We start from the raw sequence: 20651 nt of genomic DNA, 5'->3' as shown, positions 1-20651 counted from the left end.
GTATTAACTCTCCCGGCTGCGGGCACACATCATAGTTGCTTCGCAGACAATTTTACCGTCAACAGTTGCTACGCCTTTAAAGCGCGTCAGACCACGGCGGGTTTTCTCGAAAGTAACTTCCATGACCATCTGGTCACCTGGCACGACAGGACGTTTGAAACGCGCTTCATCGATACCAGCAAAGTAGTAAAGCTCACCAGGTTCCAGTTTGCCCACGCTTTTAAACGCAAGAATACCTGTGGCTTGTGCCATCGCTTCAAGAATAAGCACACCTGGGAAAATCGGTTTACCAGGGAAGTGGCCCTGGAAAAACGGCTCATTTACTGTGACATTTTTTACTGCACGTAAAAAACGCCCTTCTTCAAAATCCAGCACGCGATCAACCAGCAAAAACGGGTAACGGTGCGGCAGAAGTTCTAAAATCTCTTCGATGTGCAGAGTATGAGTGTCGGTAGTCAAGATACTCTTCCTGTCTAAATGTACCAAATGACAATAATAACACGGCCTGCGACTATCTCAGGATAGCTAGCAGGCCGCAAATCAGTAAGCACTAACGCGTCTTGGGCGGGTGACTTTAGTCTTGTTGATTGATTTTTTTCTCAACGGATTTCAAGCGTTTGCTGATCTCGTCAATATTCATCACCAACGCGGCTGTTTTACGCCACACTTTGTTCGGTTGTAATGGAATACCTGAGGAATAAACCCCCGGCTCTGTAATAGGGCGCATTACCATGCCCATTCCAGTCACGGTGACTTTATCGCAGATTTCCATATGGCCATTGATTACACTGGCACCGCCAATCATGCAGTAGCGGCCAATTTTCAGGCTGCCTGCCATGATTACACCGCCAGCGACGGCAGTATTGTCGCCAATCACGACATTATGTGCAATCTGGCATTGGTTATCTATGATAACACCATTGCCAATAATCGTGTCGTCCAGTGCACCACGGTCAATTGTAGTACAGGCGCCGATCTCAACACGGGAACCAATGATCACACGGCCTAACTGAGGGATCTTCACCCAGTTGCCACGATCGTTAGCATAACCAAAACCATCTGAACCGATGACGGTGCCGGACTGAATCAGACACTGCTCACCGATCTGGATTTCGTGGTAAATCGAGACATTCGCCCACAGACGAGTGCCAGCACCAATTGTGGTGTTTTTACCGACGAAGCAGCCAGGGCCAATTACGACATTATCGCCCAGCACTACGCCAGACTCGATAACAGCATTTGCACCAATGGCTACATTGGTACCCAGCGTCGCACTCGCATCAATAACAGCGCTTGGCGCGATATTTTGAGCAGGTTGCGGCGTGGAATCAAGAAGTTGCGCCATACGAGCATAAGTCAGGTAGGGATTCTTCACTACCAAAGCTGCGCTATGTGCGAAAGGAAGATCGGCTTCAGTCATCACGACGGCAGAAGCCTGGCAAACAGCCAATTGCTCACGGTAACGCGGGTTTACCATAAAAGTAATTTGGCCAGCCTGGGCCGTTTGCATAGATGCAACGCCGGTGATGACAAGTTCGCCATCACCGTGCAATTCTGCATCCAACTGCTGGGCTAAATCAGCCAGTCGAATTGAAGACATTACTTATTTAACCTGTTTCAGTACATCTGAAGTGATGTCTTTTACGCTGCTGCCTGCATAAGCAACGGTGTTAGTATCCAGCACCACGTCGTAGCCTTTGTCGTCAGCAACTTTCTTCACTGCGCTCTGAATACGAGTAACCAGTTTGCCACGCTCTTCGTTAGAACGACGTTGACGATCCTGTTCAAAAGCTTGTGCTTTGGTCTGGAACTGTTGGCGTTGAGCCATCAGGTCTTTTTCCATTTTGCTACGGTCAGCAGCTTTCATGGTAGAACCATCACGTTGCAGCTTTTGCATTTTGGATTGCAGATCGCCTTCCATATTTTGCAATTCGCTCGCACGGCCTTTGAACTCGTTTTCCAGAGTTTTGGACACACCGGTAGTCTGTGCAACCTGTTGGAACAGATTACCCATGTTTACAACAGCGATGCTGTCAGCTGCCTGAACACTAGCTGATGCAGCCATAGCGATGCCAAGACCTGCAGCAAATAACCACTTTTTCACAATAAACTCCTTACCATCCCGTATGTGTCCTAAGACACTCTTTTTGCGTGCGCCAGTTCTGCATTTGCGAACTGGCGTCATCGCTACACTGCTATTACGCAGTTCCTTTGCGCAGAACAATTACCAAGTTTTACCAATGTTAAACTGGAACTGTTCCGCTTTGTCGCCGTCGTATTTCTTGAACGGTTGGGCATAAGAGAACACCAACGGCCCCAACGGAGACATCCATTGCAAAGCTAAACCTGCTGACATACGAATATTACTTGGGTCACTATAATCTGGCACCCCAGCAGCTCTCATATCTGCAGTGTTTTGCCAGTTAGTATCCCAGACGGTACCCATGTCCACGAACAAAGAGGTACGAACAGAGTTCGCATACTTCTCGCTAAGGAATGGCGTAGGCGTGATAAGTTCCAAACTTGCCACTGCCATTGCGTTACCACCGACTGCATCGTCAGAACCACATACTTCATTTGACGAAGGCTTGTTACAGTTATCTGTATTGTTGCCGCCGTAATATACCGCTTTCGGACCAATGTTATTGGACTGGAAACCACGGACGGTACTGGAACCACCGGCATAGAAGTTCTCATAGAACGGCATTTCTTTACCGCCAAGGCCATCACCGTAGCCCAAACGAGTACGACCTAACATTACCCAAGTATGATCTTCATCGATTGGGAAGTAGCTTGCCGTATCCAACGTCACTTTATAAAACTCGTTATCAGAGCCTGGTACGGTAACTTTACCGTTCAGGTTCACACGTGAGCCTTCTGTTGGGAAGTAGCCACGGTCAAGTTTGTTATATGTCCAGCCATAGTTCATTGTGAAATCGTCTGCGGCAAAACCATTGTTATCAGAGTTTTTATCAGTCGATTGACCGACTGAATCCAGATAACGCCACATCGCCACCTGCGGCTGCATGTTGGACAGGTCGTTATGTACGTAACCTAACCCCAGACGCAACGTATTGTTTTCATTAACCGGGAAGCCAAGTGTTCCATCTAAACCATAACTTTTGTTAGTGTAGTCAGAAAGATCCGCATCATCTGCTTTAAAGTCGTTGTAGAAGAGACGGCCGCCAAGGCTCACACCATCAACTGTAAAGTATGGGTCGGTTAACGACAATTCAGCATAAGTCTGATAATCGTTTTTGGTTCCGTTGATACCGACTGAGTAACCCGTTCCTAACCAGTTATCCTGCTGGACACCGACCTGGAAGCTGATACCACTTTCAGTACCGTAACCCACACCGAAGTTGAAGCTACCGGTGTTACGTTCTTTAACTTTGTACACTACGTCAACCTGGTCAGGGCTTCCTGACACACGCTGTGTATCAACGTCGACGGTTTCGAAGTAACCCAAACGGTTCAGTCGATCTTTACCTGAATCGACAAGGTCGCTACCCAACCAAGTCCCTTCCATCTGGCGCATTTCACGGCGCAGGACGGAGTCTTTACTGGTGTCGTTGCCTTCAAAACGAATCTTACGCACGTAATAACGGTTACCAGAATCAACGTTCACATGCAGTTTAACAGTCTTGTCTGCATCGTTGATTTCAGGTTGTGTTTGCACTCGTGGGTAGGCGTAACCATAACGACCCAACAATTTCTTGATGTCGTCTTCCATCTTGGTCACTTTGGTGCCGTTATAAAGCTCGCCAGGTTTCAGCTTAGTCAGCGTTTCAATTTCTGCTGAATGCCCAGCCAGATTACCGCTCACCGTCACACCAGCAATCTTGTACTGATCGCCTTCGGTAACGTTGATGGTAACGTAAATGCTTTTCTTATCAGGTGTCAGACTTACCTGTGTGGAATCGATGTTAAATCGAGCGTAACCACGATCCAGGTAGTAGCTGCGCAGTGTTTCGAGGTCACCGGCAAGTTTCTGCTTCTGATATTTACGATCGCCCACCACGTTCCACCATGGCACTTCATCACGCAACTGGAAGTGCGAAATGAGTTCGTCGGTAGTAAACGCATGGTTGCCTACGATGTTGATTTGCTGAATTTTGGCTGAAACACCTTCCTGGAATACCAGTTTCAGGTCAACACGGTTACGCGGCAGTGGCGTAACAACGGCTTTCACGCTGGCACTGTACTTACCAACGCTGTAATAGAAATCTTCCAGCCCTTTTTCAATATCGGCAAGGGTTGTGCGATCCAATGATTCACCGACACGCACACCAGAAGCCTCGAGGTTCTGTTTCAGCATGTCGTCCTTCACGGACTTGTTACCGGAGAAAGTAATACTCGCGATTGTCGGGCGTTCTTTCACCTGAACAACTAACGTTTCGCCATCACGAAGTACCCGGACATCTTCGAAGTTCCCGGTAGCAAACAGTGAACGAATAGTATTACTGATATCCTCATCAGAGACAGTATCGCCTACGCGAACCGGCATACTGAGGAGGGCCGCACCGACGGCGACTCGCTGCAGGCCTTCGAAATGAATATCCTTCACTACGAACCCGTCTGCACCGTATACGGTGGCGCTGCTAAACAGCAGCGACGCTATGAGCAACTTTTTCATCGCCATCGTTGTTATGCGTTCTTCCTAACCTGCTCTCTAAAACCGAGAGAAATCATTGAAAAGTGCAAGCCCCATCAACAGCACCAGCAATATAGAGCCAATGCGGTAACTAAAGTCTTGAACTCGCTCGGAAACCGGTCCACCTTTCAGCTTTTCAATCGCCAAAAAGAGCAGATGCCCCCCGTCCAGGACGGGTAACGGAAACAGGTTGATAATCCCCAGATTGACGCTAATTAGCGCCAGGAACATCAGATAGTAAATCAACCCAGATTCCGCTGACATCCCTGCCCCTTGAGCTATAGAGATTGGCCCACTGAGGTTATTCAGTTTGATGTCACCGGTTATTAATTTTCCCAGCATGTTGACCGTCAGCTTCATCAGTTGCCAGGTTTTATCCGTGGCTTCTGCTACTGCAGCAAACGGCCCATACTGGCGCACTGTTTTGTACTCATCAGGCAGCGGGATAACCTTTGGTACTACACCCGCGAACCCTTCAGCCTTCTCGCCACCCGGTTTTGTATCCGGTATCAGCGTTAAAGACAAGATAGCACCTTGTCTTTCTATTTCTAGCGCCAGTGGGTGACCTGGATTATCACGCACCTTACTAACAAATTCTGTCCACTGAGTCAGTGCCGCACCGTTGACTTTAACGATCCTGTCTCCAGCTTGCAAACCCGCTTTATTAGCTGCGGAATTTGGCTGCACTTCTTGTAATACCGTTTCAATTTGCGGACGACGAGGCCCGATACCCAATGAGGTTATCGGGTTTTGCTTCTCTGGTTCAAACTGCCAGTGGCGCAAATCGAGTGTTTTTTCACTACGCAAACTAGAGCCTGGCGGTGCCATCGTCACATTGACGCTGTCGTCGCCAATTTTGCCCATCAGTGCGAGTTGAACTGATTCCCAATCAGGCGTTTCGATACCATCTATCGCTTTAAGTTCCATGCCTGGTGCAATTTGTGCTTTTGCGGCTATCGAGTTGGGTATTACTTCACCAACAACCGGACGAACGCCAGGGACACCAATAATAAACACAAACCAATACGCAAACACAGCGAAGATAAAGTTGGCAATTGGGCCGGCGGCAATAATTGCAGCTCGTTGAGAAACGGTTTTGTTATTGAAGGCCTGATGACGCAGTTCCGGAGTCACCGGTTCAACACGTTCATCAAGCATTTTGACATAACCACCCAGCGGGATTAGAGCGATTACAAATTCGGTACCGTGGCGGTCGCAACGGCGCCAGAGCGCTTTACCAAAGCCAATGGAAAAGCGCTCTACTTTGACGCCACAGCGGCGAGCAACCCAAAAATGGCCGAACTCATGCACGGTAATTAAAACACCCAGTGCAACGATAAATGCAGCCAAATTCCAGAGTAAGCTCAGCATATAACCTTCCGTTAAATCGTCCTGAATACCAGCAATAACAGACAGGCAAATACCGGTACTGCTGCTGTGAGGCTATCAATGCGGTCAAGGATACCACCATGACCGGGGATCAGGTGACCGCTATCTTTAATCCCAGCTTCGCGCTTAAACATACTTTCGGTTAAGTCACCCAACACAGACGCAAGGGCAGCAATGACCGAACAGGTCAACAGGATAACCGGTGCGACATCCAGATTCGCCCACATGCCAAACAGCAAGGAGATAATCGCAGAAGTGAATAACCCACCAAAGAAGCCCTGCCATGTTTTACCCGGCGACACTTTTGGAGCCAGTTTATGTTTGCCGAACATCTTGCCAAACATATAAGCGCCTGAGTCAGCGCCCCAGACCAGTACCATCACATACAATAACCAGATTGAGCCGGTGTAATGGTTGATATCGTAATGCCAGTTACGCAGTACAATCATGCCCCAGAAAAACGGCACAATCGTCAACACGCCGAATATCAGGCGTAGCGTTTTAGAATTACGCCAGAAGGTTGCAGACCCCGGATAGAATAGCACCAGCAGCAGTGCTGCGAACCACCAGGCGAGTGAAGCCCACAGTGATGCTTCAACTAACGGAATATGGACCGTACGCTGGTATTCGGGCAACGCATACAGCATCAGCGCCAATAACAGACCACACAGCACTGCCAGCCAGACACGTTGTGAACGCGCTTTAAAGCCGGCCAGTTGTCCCCATTCCCAGGCTGCGAGCATACAGACCACCAGGGTTGTAATCGCAAATCCTACGGGTGGAAGCCAAAACAGCGCGGCTATCACTACCGGGATTAAAATAAACGCAGAAAGCAGGCGATACTTTAGCAAAAGTGACCCCCAACAGGCTTACTCACCACCAGGTGCCGTGCCGCCAAAACGACGCTCTCGATTTGCAAAAGCATGTAATGCACCTTCAAAGTCTTGTTCATCGAAATCAGGCCAAAGAACATCAGTGAAATAAAGTTCTGCGTAGGCAATCTGCCAAATCAGAAAATTACTAATGCGATGTTCTCCCCCTGTCCTAATTACTAAATCTACGGGAGCCAGTTCGTTCATGCAGATTTGCTTACTCAGCATTTCTTCATCAATCTGGTCCGGGCGCAATAAGCCTTCTTGTACCTGTTCGGCGAGATGCCGCACTCCCTGAATAATATCCCAACGACCGCCATAATTCGCGGCGATATTGAGTGTCAAACCGGTATTAGCACTGGTTAAGGCTTCGGCTTTATTGATACGTTCTTGCAGGCGAGCGTTGAATCGGCTGATATCACCAATAATGCGCAGACGGACGTTGTGGCGATGCAAACTTTTGACTTCGCTGTCTAAAGCCCACACAAACAATTCCATCAATGCGCTAACTTCCTGAGCCGGGCGATTCCAGTTTTCACTACTAAAGGCATAAAGAGTAAGCGCATCAATACGGTTATTTGCTGCGAAACTTACAGCTCGACGTACGGATTTCGCCCCTGCCTTATGGCCTGAAATCCTCATCTTCCCTTGCTGTTTAGCCCAACGGCCATTGCCATCCATAATAATGGCAACATGACGTGCGCCATGGTCAGATTGTGATTCGCTTAATTGTTGGTTTGCAGACAACATAACGCGTAATTATTCCCAGATAAGGATTAAGCGGTACTCAGAATGATTTCAGCTTTTACATAAAAAAGCCGTGCTATAACACGGCTTACCAACCATTCAGCCAGTTATTCCTGACCGAAAGATGGCGCAGACTATATCACTGAAGCACAGAGCTAACAAATAGAGGCACATCAGCCGAATGAATATTCATCGGGAAGCAGCACGTGTCACTAGATTTCGGGCAACCTCGCGCGCTTTTGCATCCATAGCCAGCACTTCGTCTACACTCTTCGGCTCCGTCAATTCCACAGTATCAAGAACCGCACGATTTAAAGCCGCAATATCTGTAAAGTGTAGCTGCTCGCGCAAGAACGCCTCGACAACCACTTCATTGGCAGCGTTCAGTACCGTCGTTGCAGCCTGCCCTTGCTCAAATGCTTCCATCGCCAGCTTCAAACAAGGATAGCGATGATAGTCTGGTTCCATAAAGGTGAAAGTACCAATCTTACAAAAGTCTAGCGGCTCCACACCTGACGGCACACGTTCAGGGAATGCCATAGCATGCGCGATAGGTGTGCGCATATCTGGTGCACCTAACTGCGCCAACACGCTTCCATCACGATAGCGAACCATCGAGTGGATAACCGATTGTGGATGTATCAGTACTTCCATCTGTTTAGCTGAAGCATTGAATAGCCAGCGGGCTTCAATGTATTCGAGACCTTTGTTCATCATGGTGGCGGAGTCGACTGAGATTTTACGTCCCATCGACCAATTCGGATGACTACATGCCTGGTCCGGCGTCATGCTTGCCAGTTCGCTGAATGGAGTCTCACGGAATGGACCACCTGATCCGGTAAGAATAATCGACGAAACGCCATTACTCTCAAGTTCAGCGTACCCGAGGTTTTGCTGGATTGTTTCCGGTAAACTCTGAAAAATCGCGTTATGTTCACTGTCGATAGGCAGCAGCTGAGCCTTACTCAGCTGCACGGCATCCATAAACAGGCGCCCGCAAGTCACTAACGCTTCTTTATTTGCCAGCAAAACCTGCTTGCCTGCTGCAATTGCCGCGAGTGTTGGCAACAAACCTGCCGCACCGACAATCGCCGCCATAACCTGATCAACTTCATCCAACGCAGCCATTTCACAGGCCGCCAGCTGCCCTGCCAGGACTTCAGTGATACTCCCCTGCTCTTTAAGCAAGAGACGTAACTGGCCTGCAGAAACTTCATCATCCATCACAGCCCAGCGAGGCTTGAACTCCAGACATTGTTCAGCCATTCGCGTGACATTTTTCCCAGCGACTAACGCCATGACGGAAAACTTCTCAGGATTATGACGAACAACACTAAGGGTACTGGTACCGATAGATCCGGTAGAGCCAAGAATGGTCAATTGCTTCATGAGGTGCTCTGGAGTTTTAGTTTTAACAATCAGGTAAAAGTTTGTTGCGACACAAGTGAATCTGCCACCACTTTCGAGCCAAAAACAAAACGCCGTAAACAATAACCGCGACGTGAGTCACAGCCTGTATACGGCGTTTGATCCGTCATCTCAACGGATTAGAACTGCATCAACTCAGCTTCTTTATCAGCCAGAGCTGCGTCTACTTTCTTGATAGCAGCATCAGTCATTTTCTGAACGTCATCCTGGGAACGACGATCGTCATCTTCACTGATTTCTTTATCTTTCAGCAGATTTTTTACTTTGTCGTTAGCATCACGGCGAACGTTGCGAACCGCAACACGTGCGCCTTCAGCTTCAGCACGTACAATTTTGATCAAGTCTTTACGACGTTCTTCAGTCAGTGCAGGTAGCGGAACACGAATGTCGGTACCAGCAGAGCTTGGGTTCAGACCCAGGTCAGAAGTCATAATCGCTTTCTCAACGGCCTGGCTCAAAGAACGGTCAAACACGTTGATTTTCAGAGTGCGTGAATCTTCAACTGTCACACTTGCCAGCTGGCGAAGTGGAGTTGGTGTTCCGTAATATTCCACAATGATCCCGTCCAGCAGGGACGGAGAAGCGCGGCCAGTACGGATTTTACTGATTTGGGTTTTGAATGCTTCGACGCACTTGTCCATACGCACTTCGGCATCTTTTCTGATATCGCTAATCACGTTACGAATCCTTGAAAGCAGGTATTAGGGCAGACCACACTTCACGCCGCGACGCAGACGCTGCGTGCTAAGTATAGCCCTGTTTATTCATGGCGCCCGTTGGGGTTGCCTGTTACTCAAATTGTTCTGAATACTTGAAACCGAATCTTACCCTGATTAAGCATCGACTGAAATTATTCAGTGATTAATGTGCCTTCTTTTTCGCCCATAACAACACGGCGAAGCGCACCAGGCTTATTCATGTTGAAAACACGAATCGGTATTTTGTGATCACGGGCGAGGGTAAATGCCGCCAAATCCATCACTTTCAGTTCTTTTTCCAGCACTTCGGTATAGGTCAATTGCTCACAAAGCGTGGCGGTAGGATCTTTCACTGGATCAGCAGTAAACACACCATCTACTTTTGTGGCTTTTAATACTACGTCGGCTTCGATTTCAATACCACGCAAGCACGCAGCAGAGTCAGTGGTAAAGAATGGGTTGCCGGTACCCGCAGCCAGGATAACTACGCGGTTATTACGCAGCAGGCTGATAGCTTCTGCCCAGCTGTAGTTATCACACACGCCATTCAATGGAATCGCGGACATCAAGCGAGCGTTCACATAGGCGCGATGCAGTGCATCACGCATTGCCAGGCCATTCATAACGGTAGCCAGCATGCCCATATGGTCGCCCACAACACGGTTCATACCTGCTTTCGCAAGGCCTGCACCGCGGAATAAGTTGCCACCACCAATCACCACCCCGACCTGAATACCCAATTCAACCAGCTCTTTAATTTCCTGAGCCATACGATCAAGGATGCTTGCATCAATACCGAAGCCTTCGGTACCTTGCAGCGCTTCGCCGCTTAGCTTGAGCAGAATGCGTTTGTAGACAGGTTTTGCATTGGTAGCCATGATTCTTTCCTGGGAGCAGTCAACGAATGGGGATGGTTCATTCAGGCGACATAGTGTCGCATATCAGCAAGATCTGTATCAGAGCAGACTGATTTTTAAAGCCAGATAAAAAGGAACCGCCAATTGGCGGCTCCTTTAAAAATTAAGACTGCTTGGTCATTGCAGCAACTTCTGCTGCGAAGTCAGTCTCAACTTTCTGGATGCCTTCGCCCACTTCAAAGCGGATGAAGCCAGTCACGTCAGCATTGTGCTCTTTCAGCAGCTGACCAACAGTTTTGCTTGGTTCGATAACGAAAGGCTGACCAGTCAGAGAAACTTCACCGGTGAATTTCTTCATACGGCCTTCAACCATTTTCTCAGCGATCTCTTTCGGCTTACCAGACTGCATAGCGATGTCCAGCTGAACCTGGTACTCTTTCTCAACAACTTCAGCAGACACGTCTTCTGGCTTAACGAATTCTGGCTTGCTTGCAGCAACGTGCATAGCGATTTGCTTAACCAGCTCTTCGTCAGCGCCAATAGCCGCAACAACAACACCGATGCGAGCACCGTGCAGGTAGCTACCCAGAACGTCGCCTTCCAGAACTGCAACGCGACGAATGTTGATGTTCTCACCGATTTTAGCAACCAGTGCAACACGCTCTTCTTCGAACTGTGCTTTCAGCACTTCGATGTCAGTTACTTTGCCTGCAGCTGCAGCGTCCAGCACTTTGTCAGCAAATGCCTGGAAACCACCATCTTTAGCAACGAAGTCAGTCTGGCAGTTAACTTCCAGAATCACAGCATAGCCATCAGCGACCTTGGTTTTGATCACGCCGTCAGCAGCAACGTTGCCCGCTTTTTTAGCAGCTTTGATCGCACCAGACTTACGCATGTTTTCGATTGCCAGCTCGATGTCGCCATTAGCTTCAGTCAGTGCTTTTTTGCAATCCATCATGCCTGCGCCAGTACGCTCACGCAGTTCTTTTACCAGAGCAGCAGTAATATCAGCCATTCTAAAATCCTCGGTTATCTCGTAGAGAGAGATAAGCCCTGGTCCACGGTACAGACGAACCCTGGCTCAAAATAAAAAGGGGCCTGAGACAGGCCCCCTAACCAAACTATTCAATACCTGGTTAATAAGGGCTCAAATAAGAGCGAACCTTATTATTCAGCTTCTACGAAGCTTTCTTCTGCCTGAGAAGCCAGATCCTGAGAACGGCCTTCACGAACGGTAGCAGCTACAGCACCCAGATACAGGGTTACAGCACGGATTGCATCGTCGTTACCAGGGATAACGAAATCAACGCCATCTGGATCGGAGTTAGTATCAACGATAGAGAATACTGGGATACCCAGGTTGTTCGCTTCTTTGATTGCAATGTGTTCGTGATCAGCGTCGATTACAAACAGAGCATCCGGCAGACCGCCCATATCCTTGATACCGCCCAGGCTGTTTTCTAACTTCTCCAGCTCACGGGTACGCATCAGTGCTTCTTTCTTGGTCAGTTTGTCGAAGGTACCGTCTTGAGACTGGCTTTCCAGATCTTTCAAACGTTTGATGGACTGACGAACAGTTTTCCAGTTAGTCAGCATGCCGCCCAACCAGCGATGGTTCACGAAGAACTGATCGCAGCTCAGAGCAGCTTCTTTTACTGGTTCGCTTGCAGCACGCTTAGTACCAACGAAAAGGATTTTACCTTTACGGGAAGAAATCTTGCTCAATTCAGCCAGAGCTTCGTTGAACATTGGTACAGTTTTTTCAAGGTTGATGATGTGAACTTTGTTACGAGCGCCGAAGATGAAAGGCTTCATTTTCGGGTTCCAGTAACGGGTTTGGTGACCGAAGTGAACACCAGCCTTGAGCATGTCGCGCATGGAAACAGTTGCCATGATTAAAACCTCTATATAAAAGTATGGGGTTAAGCCTCCACGTATCCCATATTACCGACTCCGAAGAGCACCCCGGAATATGTGCCGATACGTGTGTGTTATTTACACATAGTGAGAGTGTTGGCTGTATCCGAAAAATCGAAATACAAGTCCGGCGCGCTTTATACCATAAAACAGCCACGGACTCCAATAGTTGTTAGCGGGTAGTGTGCACACTGATTCTCGATTTGGCACCGTTCGCACGCCCTGATAACATTAACCAACACTGCTCAATTATTGTCGATAATGACAACACCTGCGGATCGAATTAATGGCTATCTCAATTAAAACACCTGAAGAAATCGAAAAAATGCGCGTCGCGGGCAGACTTGCCGCTGAAGTGCTGGAAATGATCGAACCCTACGTAAAACCCGGCGTCAGTACTGGCGAGCTGGACCGTATTTGTAACGATTATATCGTTAATGAGCAGCAGGCAGTTTCTGCTTGTCTGGGTTACCACGGCTTCCCAAAATCCGTGTGCATCTCCATTAACGAAGTGGTCTGCCACGGCATCCCTGATGACGCTAAAATTCTGAAAGATGGCGATATCGTCAACATTGACGTCACCGTAATCAAAGATGAATACCACGGTGACACCTCAAAAATGTTCATCGTTGGCAAACCGACAATCTTGGGTGAGCGCCTGTGCCGTATCACTCAAGAAAGCCTGTATTTGTCACTGCGCATGGTAAAACCAGGTATCCGCCTGCGCACCCTTGGTGCGGCAATTCAGAAATTCGTTGAAGCAGAAGGTTTTTCTGTGGTGCGTGAATACTGTGGACACGGTATTGGCCGCGTATTCCACGAAGAACCACAAGTTTTGCATTATGACGCTGATGACGGCGGCATAGTGTTGCAACCAGGCATGACATTCACTATCGAACCGATGGTGAACTCCGGTGATTATCGTATCCGCACTATGAAAGACGGCTGGACGGTGAAAACCAAAGATCGCAGCTTGTCTGCACAATACGAGCATACTATTGTGGTGACAGATAACGGCTGCGAAATTCTCACATTGCGTAAAGATGACACCATCCCGAATGTGATTTCGCATAACGAGTGATTCGCTTGGCGAAAGTCAGCAATCGAAGCCGGCCTATGCCGGCTTTTTTTATGGATGGCGACATGACACAGAGTTTACCCGAGCAGTACGCGACCACGGTGCTTCCTGAGATTTCCGGGCAACCTGAATACCCCGTCAACTGGCCAGATTCAGAGCTCAATTGTAGCCAGATTAAAGCGCGTATCGACGTCTTTCAGCAATGGTTGGGGCTGGCTTTCGACAATGGCATTTCTGCCGAAAAGTTGATTGATGCACGCACTGAATTTATCGACCAATTGCTACACCGATTGTGGCTGAGTTACGGCTTTGGCGATGTTGCTGAAATCGCGCTGGTCGCGGTGGGTGGCTACGGGCGCGGCGAATTACATCCTTTGTCTGACATTGATTTGCTGATTCTAAGCCGTGGACGGCTAACCGAGTCGCAAGCGCAGAAAATCGGTGAGTTACTCACATTGCTGTGGGACGTGAAACTTGAAGTCGGCCACAGCGTGCGCACTCTTGAAGAGTGTTTGCTCGAAGGTCTGTCTGATTTAACCGTTGCCACCAACCTAATTGAATCACGTTTGCTGATTGGCGATGTCGCTCTGTTCCTCGAACTTCAGAAACACATTTTTAGCGATGGTTTCTGGCCATCGGCTAAGTTCTTTGCTGCAAAAATCGAAGAACAAGAAGAGCGCCACCGTCGTTATCACGGCACCAGTTATAACCTCGAACCCGACATTAAAAGCAGCCCTGGTGGCTTACGTGACATCCATACTTTGCAATGGGTTGCGCGACGCCATTTTGGCGCAACGTCCATGAGCGAAATGGTCGATTTTGGTTTTCTAACTGAAGCTGAGCGAAATGAGCTGGATGAGTGTCAGCACTTGCTGTGGCGCATTCGTTTTGCATTGCACCTTGAGGTCAATCGTTACGACAACCGTTTGCTGTTCGACCGGCAATTAAGTGTCGCCCAGCGTCTGAATTACAGCGGTGAAGGTAATCAACCGGTCGAGCACATGATGAAAGATTTCTACCGTGTGACGCGCCGTGTTGGCGAGCTAAACCAGATGCTGTTGCAGTTATTTGACGAAGCCATTCTTGCGCTGGATGCCAGCGAAAAACCACGCCCATTGGATGATGACTTCCAGCTACGCGGCACGTTGATTGACCTGCGCGACGAAACGCTTTTTATGCGTGAGCCGCAAGCTATTCTGCGAATGTTTTACATGATGGTGCGTAACCGCGACATCACAGGGATTTACTCGACCACATTGCGCCATTTGCGTCATGCGCGTCGCCATCTTGCACAGCCACTTTGCTACATTCCCGAAGCGCGTGAACTGTTCCTGGTTATCTTGCGCCATCCTGGCGCTGTGAGCCGCGCATTGCTGCCAATGCACCGCCACAGCGTGTTATGGGCGTACATGCCGCAATGGTCACATATCGTCGGCCAAATGCAGTTTGACCTGTTCCACGCTTATACCGTTGATGAACACACCATCCGCGTATTGCAAAAACTGGAAAGCTTCGCGAAAGAAGAAACTCGCCCTAAACATCCTTTATGCGTGGATCTCTGGCCGCGCCTGGCGCATCCGGAACTGATTCTGATTGCCGCCCTATTTCACGACATCGCCAAAGGCCGTGGTGGAGATCACTCGGTTCTCGGCGCGCAGGACATCTTAAAATTTGCCGAGCTACATGGGCTGAACTCTCGCGAAACTCAGCTGGTTGCCTGGCTGGTACGTCAGCATTTGCTGATGTCAGTCACCGCACAGCGCCGTGATATTCAGGATCCGGAAGTTATCAAGCAATTTGCCGAAGAAGTACAAACAGAAAACCGTCTGCGTTACCTGGTTTGCCTGACCGTTGCCGATATTTGTGCCACTAACGAAACCTTGTGGAATAGCTGGAAACAGAGTCTGTTGCGCGAGCTTTACTTCGCTACCGAAAAACAGCTACGTCGCGGGATGCAAAACAGCCCGGACATGCGTGAGCGTGTGCGCCACCATCAGCTTCAGGCACTGGCATTGCTGCGCATGGATAATATCAACGAGGAAGCACTGCATAACATTTGGCGTCGCTGCCGGGCGAATTACTTTGTCCGCCATACGCCGAATCAAATTGCCTGGCACGCTCGCCATTTGCTGAAACATGATCTCAGCAAACCGATGATTTTGCTCAGCCCGCAGGCAACACGCGGTGGCACAGAAATCTTCATCTGGAGCCCTGACAGGCCACATCTGTTCGCCGCCGTTTGCGCCGAGCTGGACAGGCGTAATCTCAGCGTGCATGACGCGCAAATCTTTACCACACGTGATGGCATGGCGATGGACACATTTATCGTGCTTGAGCCGGATGGCAGCCCGCTTTCAGCCGATCGCCATGAGTTAATTCGCCACAGTATTGAACAGGCCATCACACAAGCTAGCTGGCAGACACCTCAGCCACGCCGCCAGTCAGCCAAACTGCGCCACTTTACTGTCGATACCGAAGTGAATTTTCTACCGACGCATACTGACAGGCGAACGTTCCTGGAACTGATTGCTTTGGATCAACCAGGATTACTTGCACGCGTAGGGGAAGTCTTTGCTGACCTTGGGATCTCGCTTTATGGTGCACGAATTACGACAATTGGTGAGCGAGTAGAAGATTTATTTATAATTGCCACCGCCGACCGGCGTGCACTTAATAATGAGTTGCAACAGGAAGTACAGCAACGGTTGACAGCGGCCCTTAATCCAAACGATAAATAACAATCTGTTAATTTCGTCACAATCAGGAAAATGTAATGCAGCAGCTAAAAAATATCATTGAAACCGCTTTCGAGCGCCGCGCCGACATCACTCCGGCAAACGCTGATACCGTCACTCGTGAAGCGGTAAACCAGGTCATCTCCCTGCTCGACAGCGGTGCGCTGCGCGTTGCTGAAAAAATTGATGGCCAGTGGGTTACTCACCAATGGCTGAAAAAAGCCGTTCTGCTCTCTTTCCGTATCAATGACAACCAAGTTATCGATGGCGCAGAAAGCCGCTACTTCGACAAAGTACCGATGAAATTCGCCAACTACGACGAAGCTCGCTTCCAGAAAGAAGGCTTTCGCGTTGTGCCACCAGCGGCAGTACGCCAGGGTGCATACATCGCACGTAACACTGTTCTAATGCCTTCTTACGTTAACATCGGTGCTTATGTTGATGAAGGTTCGATGGTTGATACCTGGGCGACTGTAGGCTCTTGTGCGCAGATCGGTAAAAACGTTCACCTTTCTGGTGGCGTAGGCATCGGTGGCGTTCTGGAACCATTGCAGGCTAACCCAACCATCATTGAAGATAACTGCTTCGTGGGTGCACGTTCAGAAGTTGTGGAAGGCGTTATCGTTGAAGAAGGTTCAGTGATTTCCATGGGCGTTTACATCGGCCAAAGCACGCGTATTTATGATCGTGAAACCGGTGAAGTGCATTATGGCCGTGTGCCAGCAGGCTCCGTTGTCGTTTCTGGCAACCTGCCATCTAAAGACGGTAAATACAGCCTGTACTGCGCAGTCATCGTGAAAAAAGTCGATGCTAAAACGCGTGGCAAAGTTGGCATTAACGAGCTGCTTCGCACCATCGACTAATTATAAATGTTCAAAAAGCGGGGTAACTCGCCTTTTTAGCATCCGGGACTGGCGGAAAAAGAGTTTCCCGCTGATTATCAGTCGATTAATAGTATGGAAAAAGGTAACGCTATGTACGATAACTTGAAAAGTCTGGGTATTACCAATCCTGATGAAATCGATCGTTACAGCCTCCGGCAGGAAGCCAACAACGATATCCTTAAGATCTATTTTCAGAAGGATAAAGGCGAGTTCTTTGCTAAAAGCGTGAAGTTTAAATACCCACGCCAGCGTAAAACCGTCGTTGCTGATGGTGTAGGCCAGGGCTACAAAGAAGTGCAGGAAATTAGCCCTAATCTGCGCTATGTGATTGATGAATTAGATCAACTTTGCCAGCGTGATCGCACTGAAGTTGATCTAAAACGCAAAATCCTCGACGATCTCCGCCATCTGGAATCTGTGGTAACTAACAAAATTGCCGAGATCGAATCCGATCTGGAAAAGTTAACCCGCAACAAATAGTCCCAAAAGGGTCGGAATTTCCGGCCCTTTCTTATCTCTGCTCGTCCAGTTGCAACGCCACATACAGCAACAAACGATCGTCAAAATTACTTAAATCAAGCCCTGTTAATTCCGAGATCCGGTTAAGCCGATATTCAAGCGTATTGCGATGAATAAACAATGCCTTAGATGTTGCCAGCGGCTGCACATTATGACGAAACCATGCGCTGAGCGTTCGGCGCAACAGTCCATTGTTATCCATTGATTTGAGGCGAGCCAATGGACGCGCCAGCTCATTCGCCTGCCATCCGCCGCGCAAACTATCCAACAGCACCGGCAACATCAAATCCTGGTAAAAATAGCCGCGACATTCAGGCATCCGTTGCTTGCCGACCATCATCGTTGTGCGAGCAGTACGATACGAACGCGCAATACTGCCAGGTCCGGTAAAGTAGTTTCCCAGCGCGACACGAAACTGCAACTGACCATTTTCATTCATGCGGCTAATCAGTTGTTCAACACGTTTGCGGTGGTCTTCAGCATCCCAACGGCCAAACTGATTGAGCGCCGGTTTCAACACAACCATTTCCGTTAACGACACGATGGCGATCAGATTGTTACGCTCCGGTGTGGTTAGCGCGGTTTGTAACTGTTGCAGCTCTTCCATAGCGCTTTCCACACCAAGCTGGCCGCTATCAACCTCCACCACCGCAACCACGCGAGGCTGGTTCAGATCGATACCCAAACGCTGTGCCCATTCACTCAGCGCTGGCGTCTGTTCCTCGGCCTGAATCAAATTCATTACGAGTTCTTCGCGCAAGCGACTGTCTTGCGCCAGCAAGTGCATTAAGCGGGACTGTTCAAGCATCATCTCCGCGGTCATACATACCAGTTCACCGTACTTTCGCAGTGAACCCGGTTCACCCGTTAAACCGATAACACCAACGATTTCACCGTCGATACGCAGCGGCAAATTAATCCCCTGACGCACGCCATGCAGATGTCGGGCAACCGCATCATCAATATCAACCACACGTCCCTGAGAGAGCACCAGCAATGCACCTTCGTGCAATTCACCGATACGCTCTTTGTCACCGCTACCAATAATTCGGCCACGCGCATCCATGACGTTGATATTGGTATCAATGATGGTCATGGTGCGCGCCACGATGTCCTGCGCCATTTTGGTATCCAGATGCCAGCCAGCCATGCTCTCTCCTGAATCGTGCTAATGGCCTAGCATAGGCGAGTTGATTCCCTACATCATTGTGCAAATGCACAAAGCACTGATGAAGAATATGGAGTTGTGGAAAGGCTCACAAAAAAGGGCCGCAATTTGCGGCCCTAATAGTTTGTTGAAAATAACTCGGTGACGATTACTGCATCAGCAGGTAGATAGTGCTATCGCCACGCTGAATGTTGAGCGCCATCACCGACGGTTTTGTGTCGAGAATTTTGCGCAGTTCAGCAATATTGCTCACCGGCTGCTGGTTAACACCAATAATAATGTCACCTTTTTTCAGGCCGATACGTGCGGCAGGGCTATTACCTTTCACGGTATTAACAATAACCCCTTTTTCATCTTTACCGCTGCGGTTGCTCATTTCAGCACCTTCAATACCGGTAAAGATGGTTGAAGAGTCAACCTGAGTCTGGCTGCTTTGTTGCAGTTCCAGACTGACCGAAACAGGTTTGCCATCACGCAGCAGGCCGAGTGTCAGTTTGCTGCCAACAGGCATAGAACCGACCTCAGCACGCAATGCGGCAAAGCTGGTAATCGGCTTACCGTTCATTGAAACCACCACATCACCGGCTTTCACACCCGCTTTCGCAGCAGAAGAGTTCGGCATGACCTGGCTGACAAATGCGCCACGTTGCGCATCGACTTTCATCGCTTTTGCCAGTTCAGAGTTCAGCTCAGTCCCCATGATACCCAGCTCACCACGGCGAACCTGTCCGTACTGCACGATTTGCGCAGTGAGGCTTTTCACCATGTTGCTTGGGATGGCAAAACCGATACCAATGTTGCCACCGTCCGGTGCCAGAATCGCGGTATTAATCCCGATAAGCTCACCATTAAGATTCACCAATGCACCACCGGAGTTACCACGGTTGATTGCCGCATCCGTCTGGATAAAGTTTTCGTAGTTTTCAATATTCAAGCCAGTACGACCCAGCGCTGAAACAATACCGGAGGTCACTGTTTCGCCCAGACCATATGGGTTACCAATTGCCACGGTGTAATCACCTACGCGCAACGCGTCGGAGTCGGCCATTTTAATGGCAGTCAGGTTTTTCGGGTCTTGCAGCTGCAACAATGCGATATCAGAACGTGGATCTTTACCCACGACTTTCGCTTCAAACTTGCGGCCATCGCTCAATGAAACCTGAATTTTTGTTGCGTTATCAACAACGTGGTTGTTTGTTACCACATAGCCTTTTGCTGCATCAATAATGACACCGGAACCCAGAGCTGCAAATTTCTGCTGCTGAGCACCACCTTGATCACCCTGATCAGCTGGGCCACCCTGCCCACCCTGGCAGAATGGAGAACTCTGGAACGGTGAACCTTCCTGGCAGAATGGTGAGTTATCACCGAAGAATTGCTGGAAGTTGCGTCCCATGCGCGGTGTATTAACGGTAGTGCTACCTTCAACGTTGATGCTCACTACGGAAGGCATCACTTTTTCCAGCATTGGTGCAAGGCTTGGAAGCGGCTGCGCAGCCGTTGCAGGAGTAGAAGAAGCCGTCTCTGCGGCGATTGCAGATACAGGGCCCAGCGCCAAACCCAGGCTAAGAGCCAGCGCGCTCATTGCTAAAGTTGTTTTTTTCATCGATTTCATTCTCAAGTTAATAAGTCACGCAAAATTGCTGTGTAGGCCAATATAGAGTGACAATTGAGGCGCTAAGTTCCGCCGATAAGTCACTGGAAA

General features: G+C 49.1%; 18 protein-coding genes. 4 read left to right on the top strand and 14 right to left on the bottom strand.

The window, feature by feature from the left end; all coding sequences use genetic code 11:
- Window positions 1-3 precede the first annotated feature (3 nt).
- The 12 genes from fabZ to rpsB all read right to left on the bottom strand — a co-directional run bounded on the left by fabZ (window position 4) and on the right by rpsB (window position 12538).
- Window positions 4-459, bottom strand: coding sequence for a 3-hydroxyacyl-ACP dehydratase FabZ (fabZ, locus tag FH968_RS15365; RefSeq protein WP_064516336.1), 456 nt, complete (start codon window positions 457-459; stop codon window positions 4-6).
- Between the two features lie 115 nt (window positions 460-574).
- Window positions 575-1600 carry a UDP-3-O-(3-hydroxymyristoyl)glucosamine N-acyltransferase gene (gene lpxD, locus FH968_RS15360; protein ID WP_139881022.1) on the bottom strand — a complete coding sequence of 342 codons (1026 nt, stop codon included), beginning with the start codon at window positions 1598-1600 and terminating at the stop codon, window positions 575-577.
- A 3-nt stretch (window positions 1601-1603) separates the two neighbouring features.
- Window positions 1604-2104 carry a molecular chaperone Skp gene (gene skp, locus FH968_RS15355; protein WP_139881020.1) on the bottom strand — a complete coding sequence of 167 codons (501 nt, stop codon included), beginning with the start codon at window positions 2102-2104 and terminating at the stop codon, window positions 1604-1606.
- 120 nt (window positions 2105-2224) lie between these two features.
- A complete protein-coding gene (gene bamA, locus FH968_RS15350; RefSeq protein WP_139881018.1) occupies window positions 2225-4642 on the bottom strand; it encodes an outer membrane protein assembly factor BamA in 2418 nt (805 codons plus the stop codon).
- A gap of 30 nt (window positions 4643-4672) precedes the next feature.
- Window positions 4673-6025, bottom strand: a complete 1353-nt coding sequence (gene rseP, locus FH968_RS15345) for a sigma E protease regulator RseP (RefSeq protein WP_139881016.1) — start codon at window positions 6023-6025, stop codon at window positions 4673-4675.
- An 11-nt stretch (window positions 6026-6036) separates the two neighbouring features.
- Window positions 6037-6894, bottom strand: a complete 858-nt coding sequence (gene cdsA / locus FH968_RS15340) for a phosphatidate cytidylyltransferase (protein WP_139881013.1) — start codon at window positions 6892-6894, stop codon at window positions 6037-6039.
- Between the two features lie 18 nt (window positions 6895-6912).
- The gene (gene ispU, locus FH968_RS15335) at window positions 6913-7665 is read right to left on the bottom strand and encodes a (2E,6E)-farnesyl-diphosphate-specific ditrans,polycis-undecaprenyl-diphosphate synthase (protein ID WP_139881011.1); all 753 of its coding nucleotides are present in this window, start codon (window positions 7663-7665) and stop codon (window positions 6913-6915) included.
- Window positions 7666-7851: 186 nt separating this feature from the next.
- Window positions 7852-9051, bottom strand: coding sequence for a 1-deoxy-D-xylulose-5-phosphate reductoisomerase (ispC, locus tag FH968_RS15330; protein WP_139881009.1), 1200 nt, complete (start codon window positions 9049-9051; stop codon window positions 7852-7854).
- A 158-nt stretch (window positions 9052-9209) separates the two neighbouring features.
- On the bottom strand, window positions 9210-9767 hold the full coding sequence (gene frr / locus FH968_RS15325; protein ID WP_139881007.1) for a ribosome recycling factor: 558 nt from the start codon (window positions 9765-9767) through the stop codon (window positions 9210-9212).
- A gap of 173 nt (window positions 9768-9940) precedes the next feature.
- Window positions 9941-10666, bottom strand: coding sequence for a UMP kinase (gene pyrH, locus FH968_RS15320; protein ID WP_034493487.1), 726 nt, complete (start codon window positions 10664-10666; stop codon window positions 9941-9943).
- 142 nt (window positions 10667-10808) lie between these two features.
- A complete protein-coding gene (gene tsf, locus FH968_RS15315) occupies window positions 10809-11660 on the bottom strand; it encodes a translation elongation factor Ts (RefSeq protein ID WP_139881005.1) in 852 nt (283 codons plus the stop codon).
- Between the two features lie 152 nt (window positions 11661-11812).
- The gene (gene rpsB, locus FH968_RS15310; RefSeq protein ID WP_139881003.1) at window positions 11813-12538 is read right to left on the bottom strand and encodes a 30S ribosomal protein S2; all 726 of its coding nucleotides are present in this window, start codon (window positions 12536-12538) and stop codon (window positions 11813-11815) included.
- 310 nt (window positions 12539-12848) lie between these two features.
- Between rpsB and map the strand changes: the two genes are divergently transcribed.
- From map to FH968_RS15290, 4 genes are all read left to right on the top strand, one after another.
- Entirely contained in the window at window positions 12849-13643 is a 795-nt protein-coding gene (gene map, locus FH968_RS15305) for a type I methionyl aminopeptidase (RefSeq protein WP_139881001.1), read from the top strand.
- A gap of 62 nt (window positions 13644-13705) precedes the next feature.
- Window positions 13706-16378: a bifunctional uridylyltransferase/uridylyl-removing protein GlnD gene (gene glnD / locus FH968_RS15300; protein ID WP_139880999.1), complete on the top strand. Its 2673-nt coding sequence runs from the start codon at window positions 13706-13708 to the stop codon at window positions 16376-16378.
- 35 nt (window positions 16379-16413) lie between these two features.
- Window positions 16414-17238 carry a 2,3,4,5-tetrahydropyridine-2,6-dicarboxylate N-succinyltransferase gene (gene dapD / locus FH968_RS15295; RefSeq protein ID WP_139880997.1) on the top strand — a complete coding sequence of 275 codons (825 nt, stop codon included), beginning with the start codon at window positions 16414-16416 and terminating at the stop codon, window positions 17236-17238.
- A gap of 111 nt (window positions 17239-17349) precedes the next feature.
- Entirely contained in the window at window positions 17350-17739 is a 390-nt protein-coding gene (locus FH968_RS15290; RefSeq protein ID WP_120063826.1) for a DUF3461 family protein, read from the top strand.
- A gap of 31 nt (window positions 17740-17770) precedes the next feature.
- Here the strand turns inward: FH968_RS15290 and FH968_RS15285 are convergent, their stop codons facing one another.
- Both FH968_RS15285 and degP read right to left on the bottom strand, forming a co-directional pair.
- Window positions 17771-18928, bottom strand: coding sequence for a CdaR family transcriptional regulator (locus tag FH968_RS15285; protein WP_139880995.1), 1158 nt, complete (start codon window positions 18926-18928; stop codon window positions 17771-17773).
- Window positions 18929-19094: 166 nt separating this feature from the next.
- Window positions 19095-20552, bottom strand: a complete 1458-nt coding sequence (gene degP / locus FH968_RS15280; protein WP_139880993.1) for a serine endoprotease DegP — start codon at window positions 20550-20552, stop codon at window positions 19095-19097.
- Window positions 20553-20651: the final 99 nt, after the last annotated feature.

It is taken from the genome of Buttiauxella sp. B2, from assembly GCF_006376615.1.
Lineage (GTDB): Bacteria > Pseudomonadota > Gammaproteobacteria > Enterobacterales > Enterobacteriaceae > Buttiauxella.
Note: the sequence above shows the minus strand (reverse complement) of the source record. Positions and strands in the feature narration are given on the sequence as shown.

Bases quoted from the DNA above. Each gene is read 5' to 3' on its own strand.
- lpxD (WP_139881022.1), bottom strand. From the start codon at position 1,600: ATGTCTTCAATTCGACTGGCTGATTTAGCCCAGCAGTTGGATGCAGAA.
- bamA (WP_139881018.1), bottom strand. From the start codon at position 4,642: ATGGCGATGAAAAAGTTGCTCATAGCGTCGCTGCTGTTTAGCAGCGCC.
- rseP (WP_139881016.1), bottom strand. From the start codon at position 6,025: ATGCTGAGCTTACTCTGGAATTTGGCTGCATTTATCGTTGCACTGGGT.
- ispU (WP_139881011.1), bottom strand. From the start codon at position 7,665: ATGTTGTCTGCAAACCAACAATTAAGCGAATCACAATCTGACCATGGC.
- ispC (WP_139881009.1), bottom strand. From the start codon at position 9,051: ATGAAGCAATTGACCATTCTTGGCTCTACCGGATCTATCGGTACCAGT.
- pyrH (WP_034493487.1), bottom strand. From the start codon at position 10,666: ATGGCTACCAATGCAAAACCTGTCTACAAACGCATTCTGCTCAAGCTA.
- tsf (WP_139881005.1), bottom strand. From the start codon at position 11,660: ATGGCTGATATTACTGCTGCTCTGGTAAAAGAACTGCGTGAGCGTACT.
- rpsB (WP_139881003.1), bottom strand. From the start codon at position 12,538: ATGGCAACTGTTTCCATGCGCGACATGCTCAAGGCTGGTGTTCACTTC.
- map (WP_139881001.1), top strand. From the start codon at position 12,849: ATGGCTATCTCAATTAAAACACCTGAAGAAATCGAAAAAATGCGCGTC.
- glnD (WP_139880999.1), top strand. From the start codon at position 13,706: ATGACACAGAGTTTACCCGAGCAGTACGCGACCACGGTGCTTCCTGAG.
- dapD (WP_139880997.1), top strand. From the start codon at position 16,414: ATGCAGCAGCTAAAAAATATCATTGAAACCGCTTTCGAGCGCCGCGCC.
- FH968_RS15290 (WP_120063826.1), top strand. From the start codon at position 17,350: ATGTACGATAACTTGAAAAGTCTGGGTATTACCAATCCTGATGAAATC.
- FH968_RS15285 (WP_139880995.1), bottom strand. From the start codon at position 18,928: ATGGCTGGCTGGCATCTGGATACCAAAATGGCGCAGGACATCGTGGCG.
- degP (WP_139880993.1), bottom strand. From the start codon at position 20,552: ATGAAAAAAACAACTTTAGCAATGAGCGCGCTGGCTCTTAGCCTGGGT.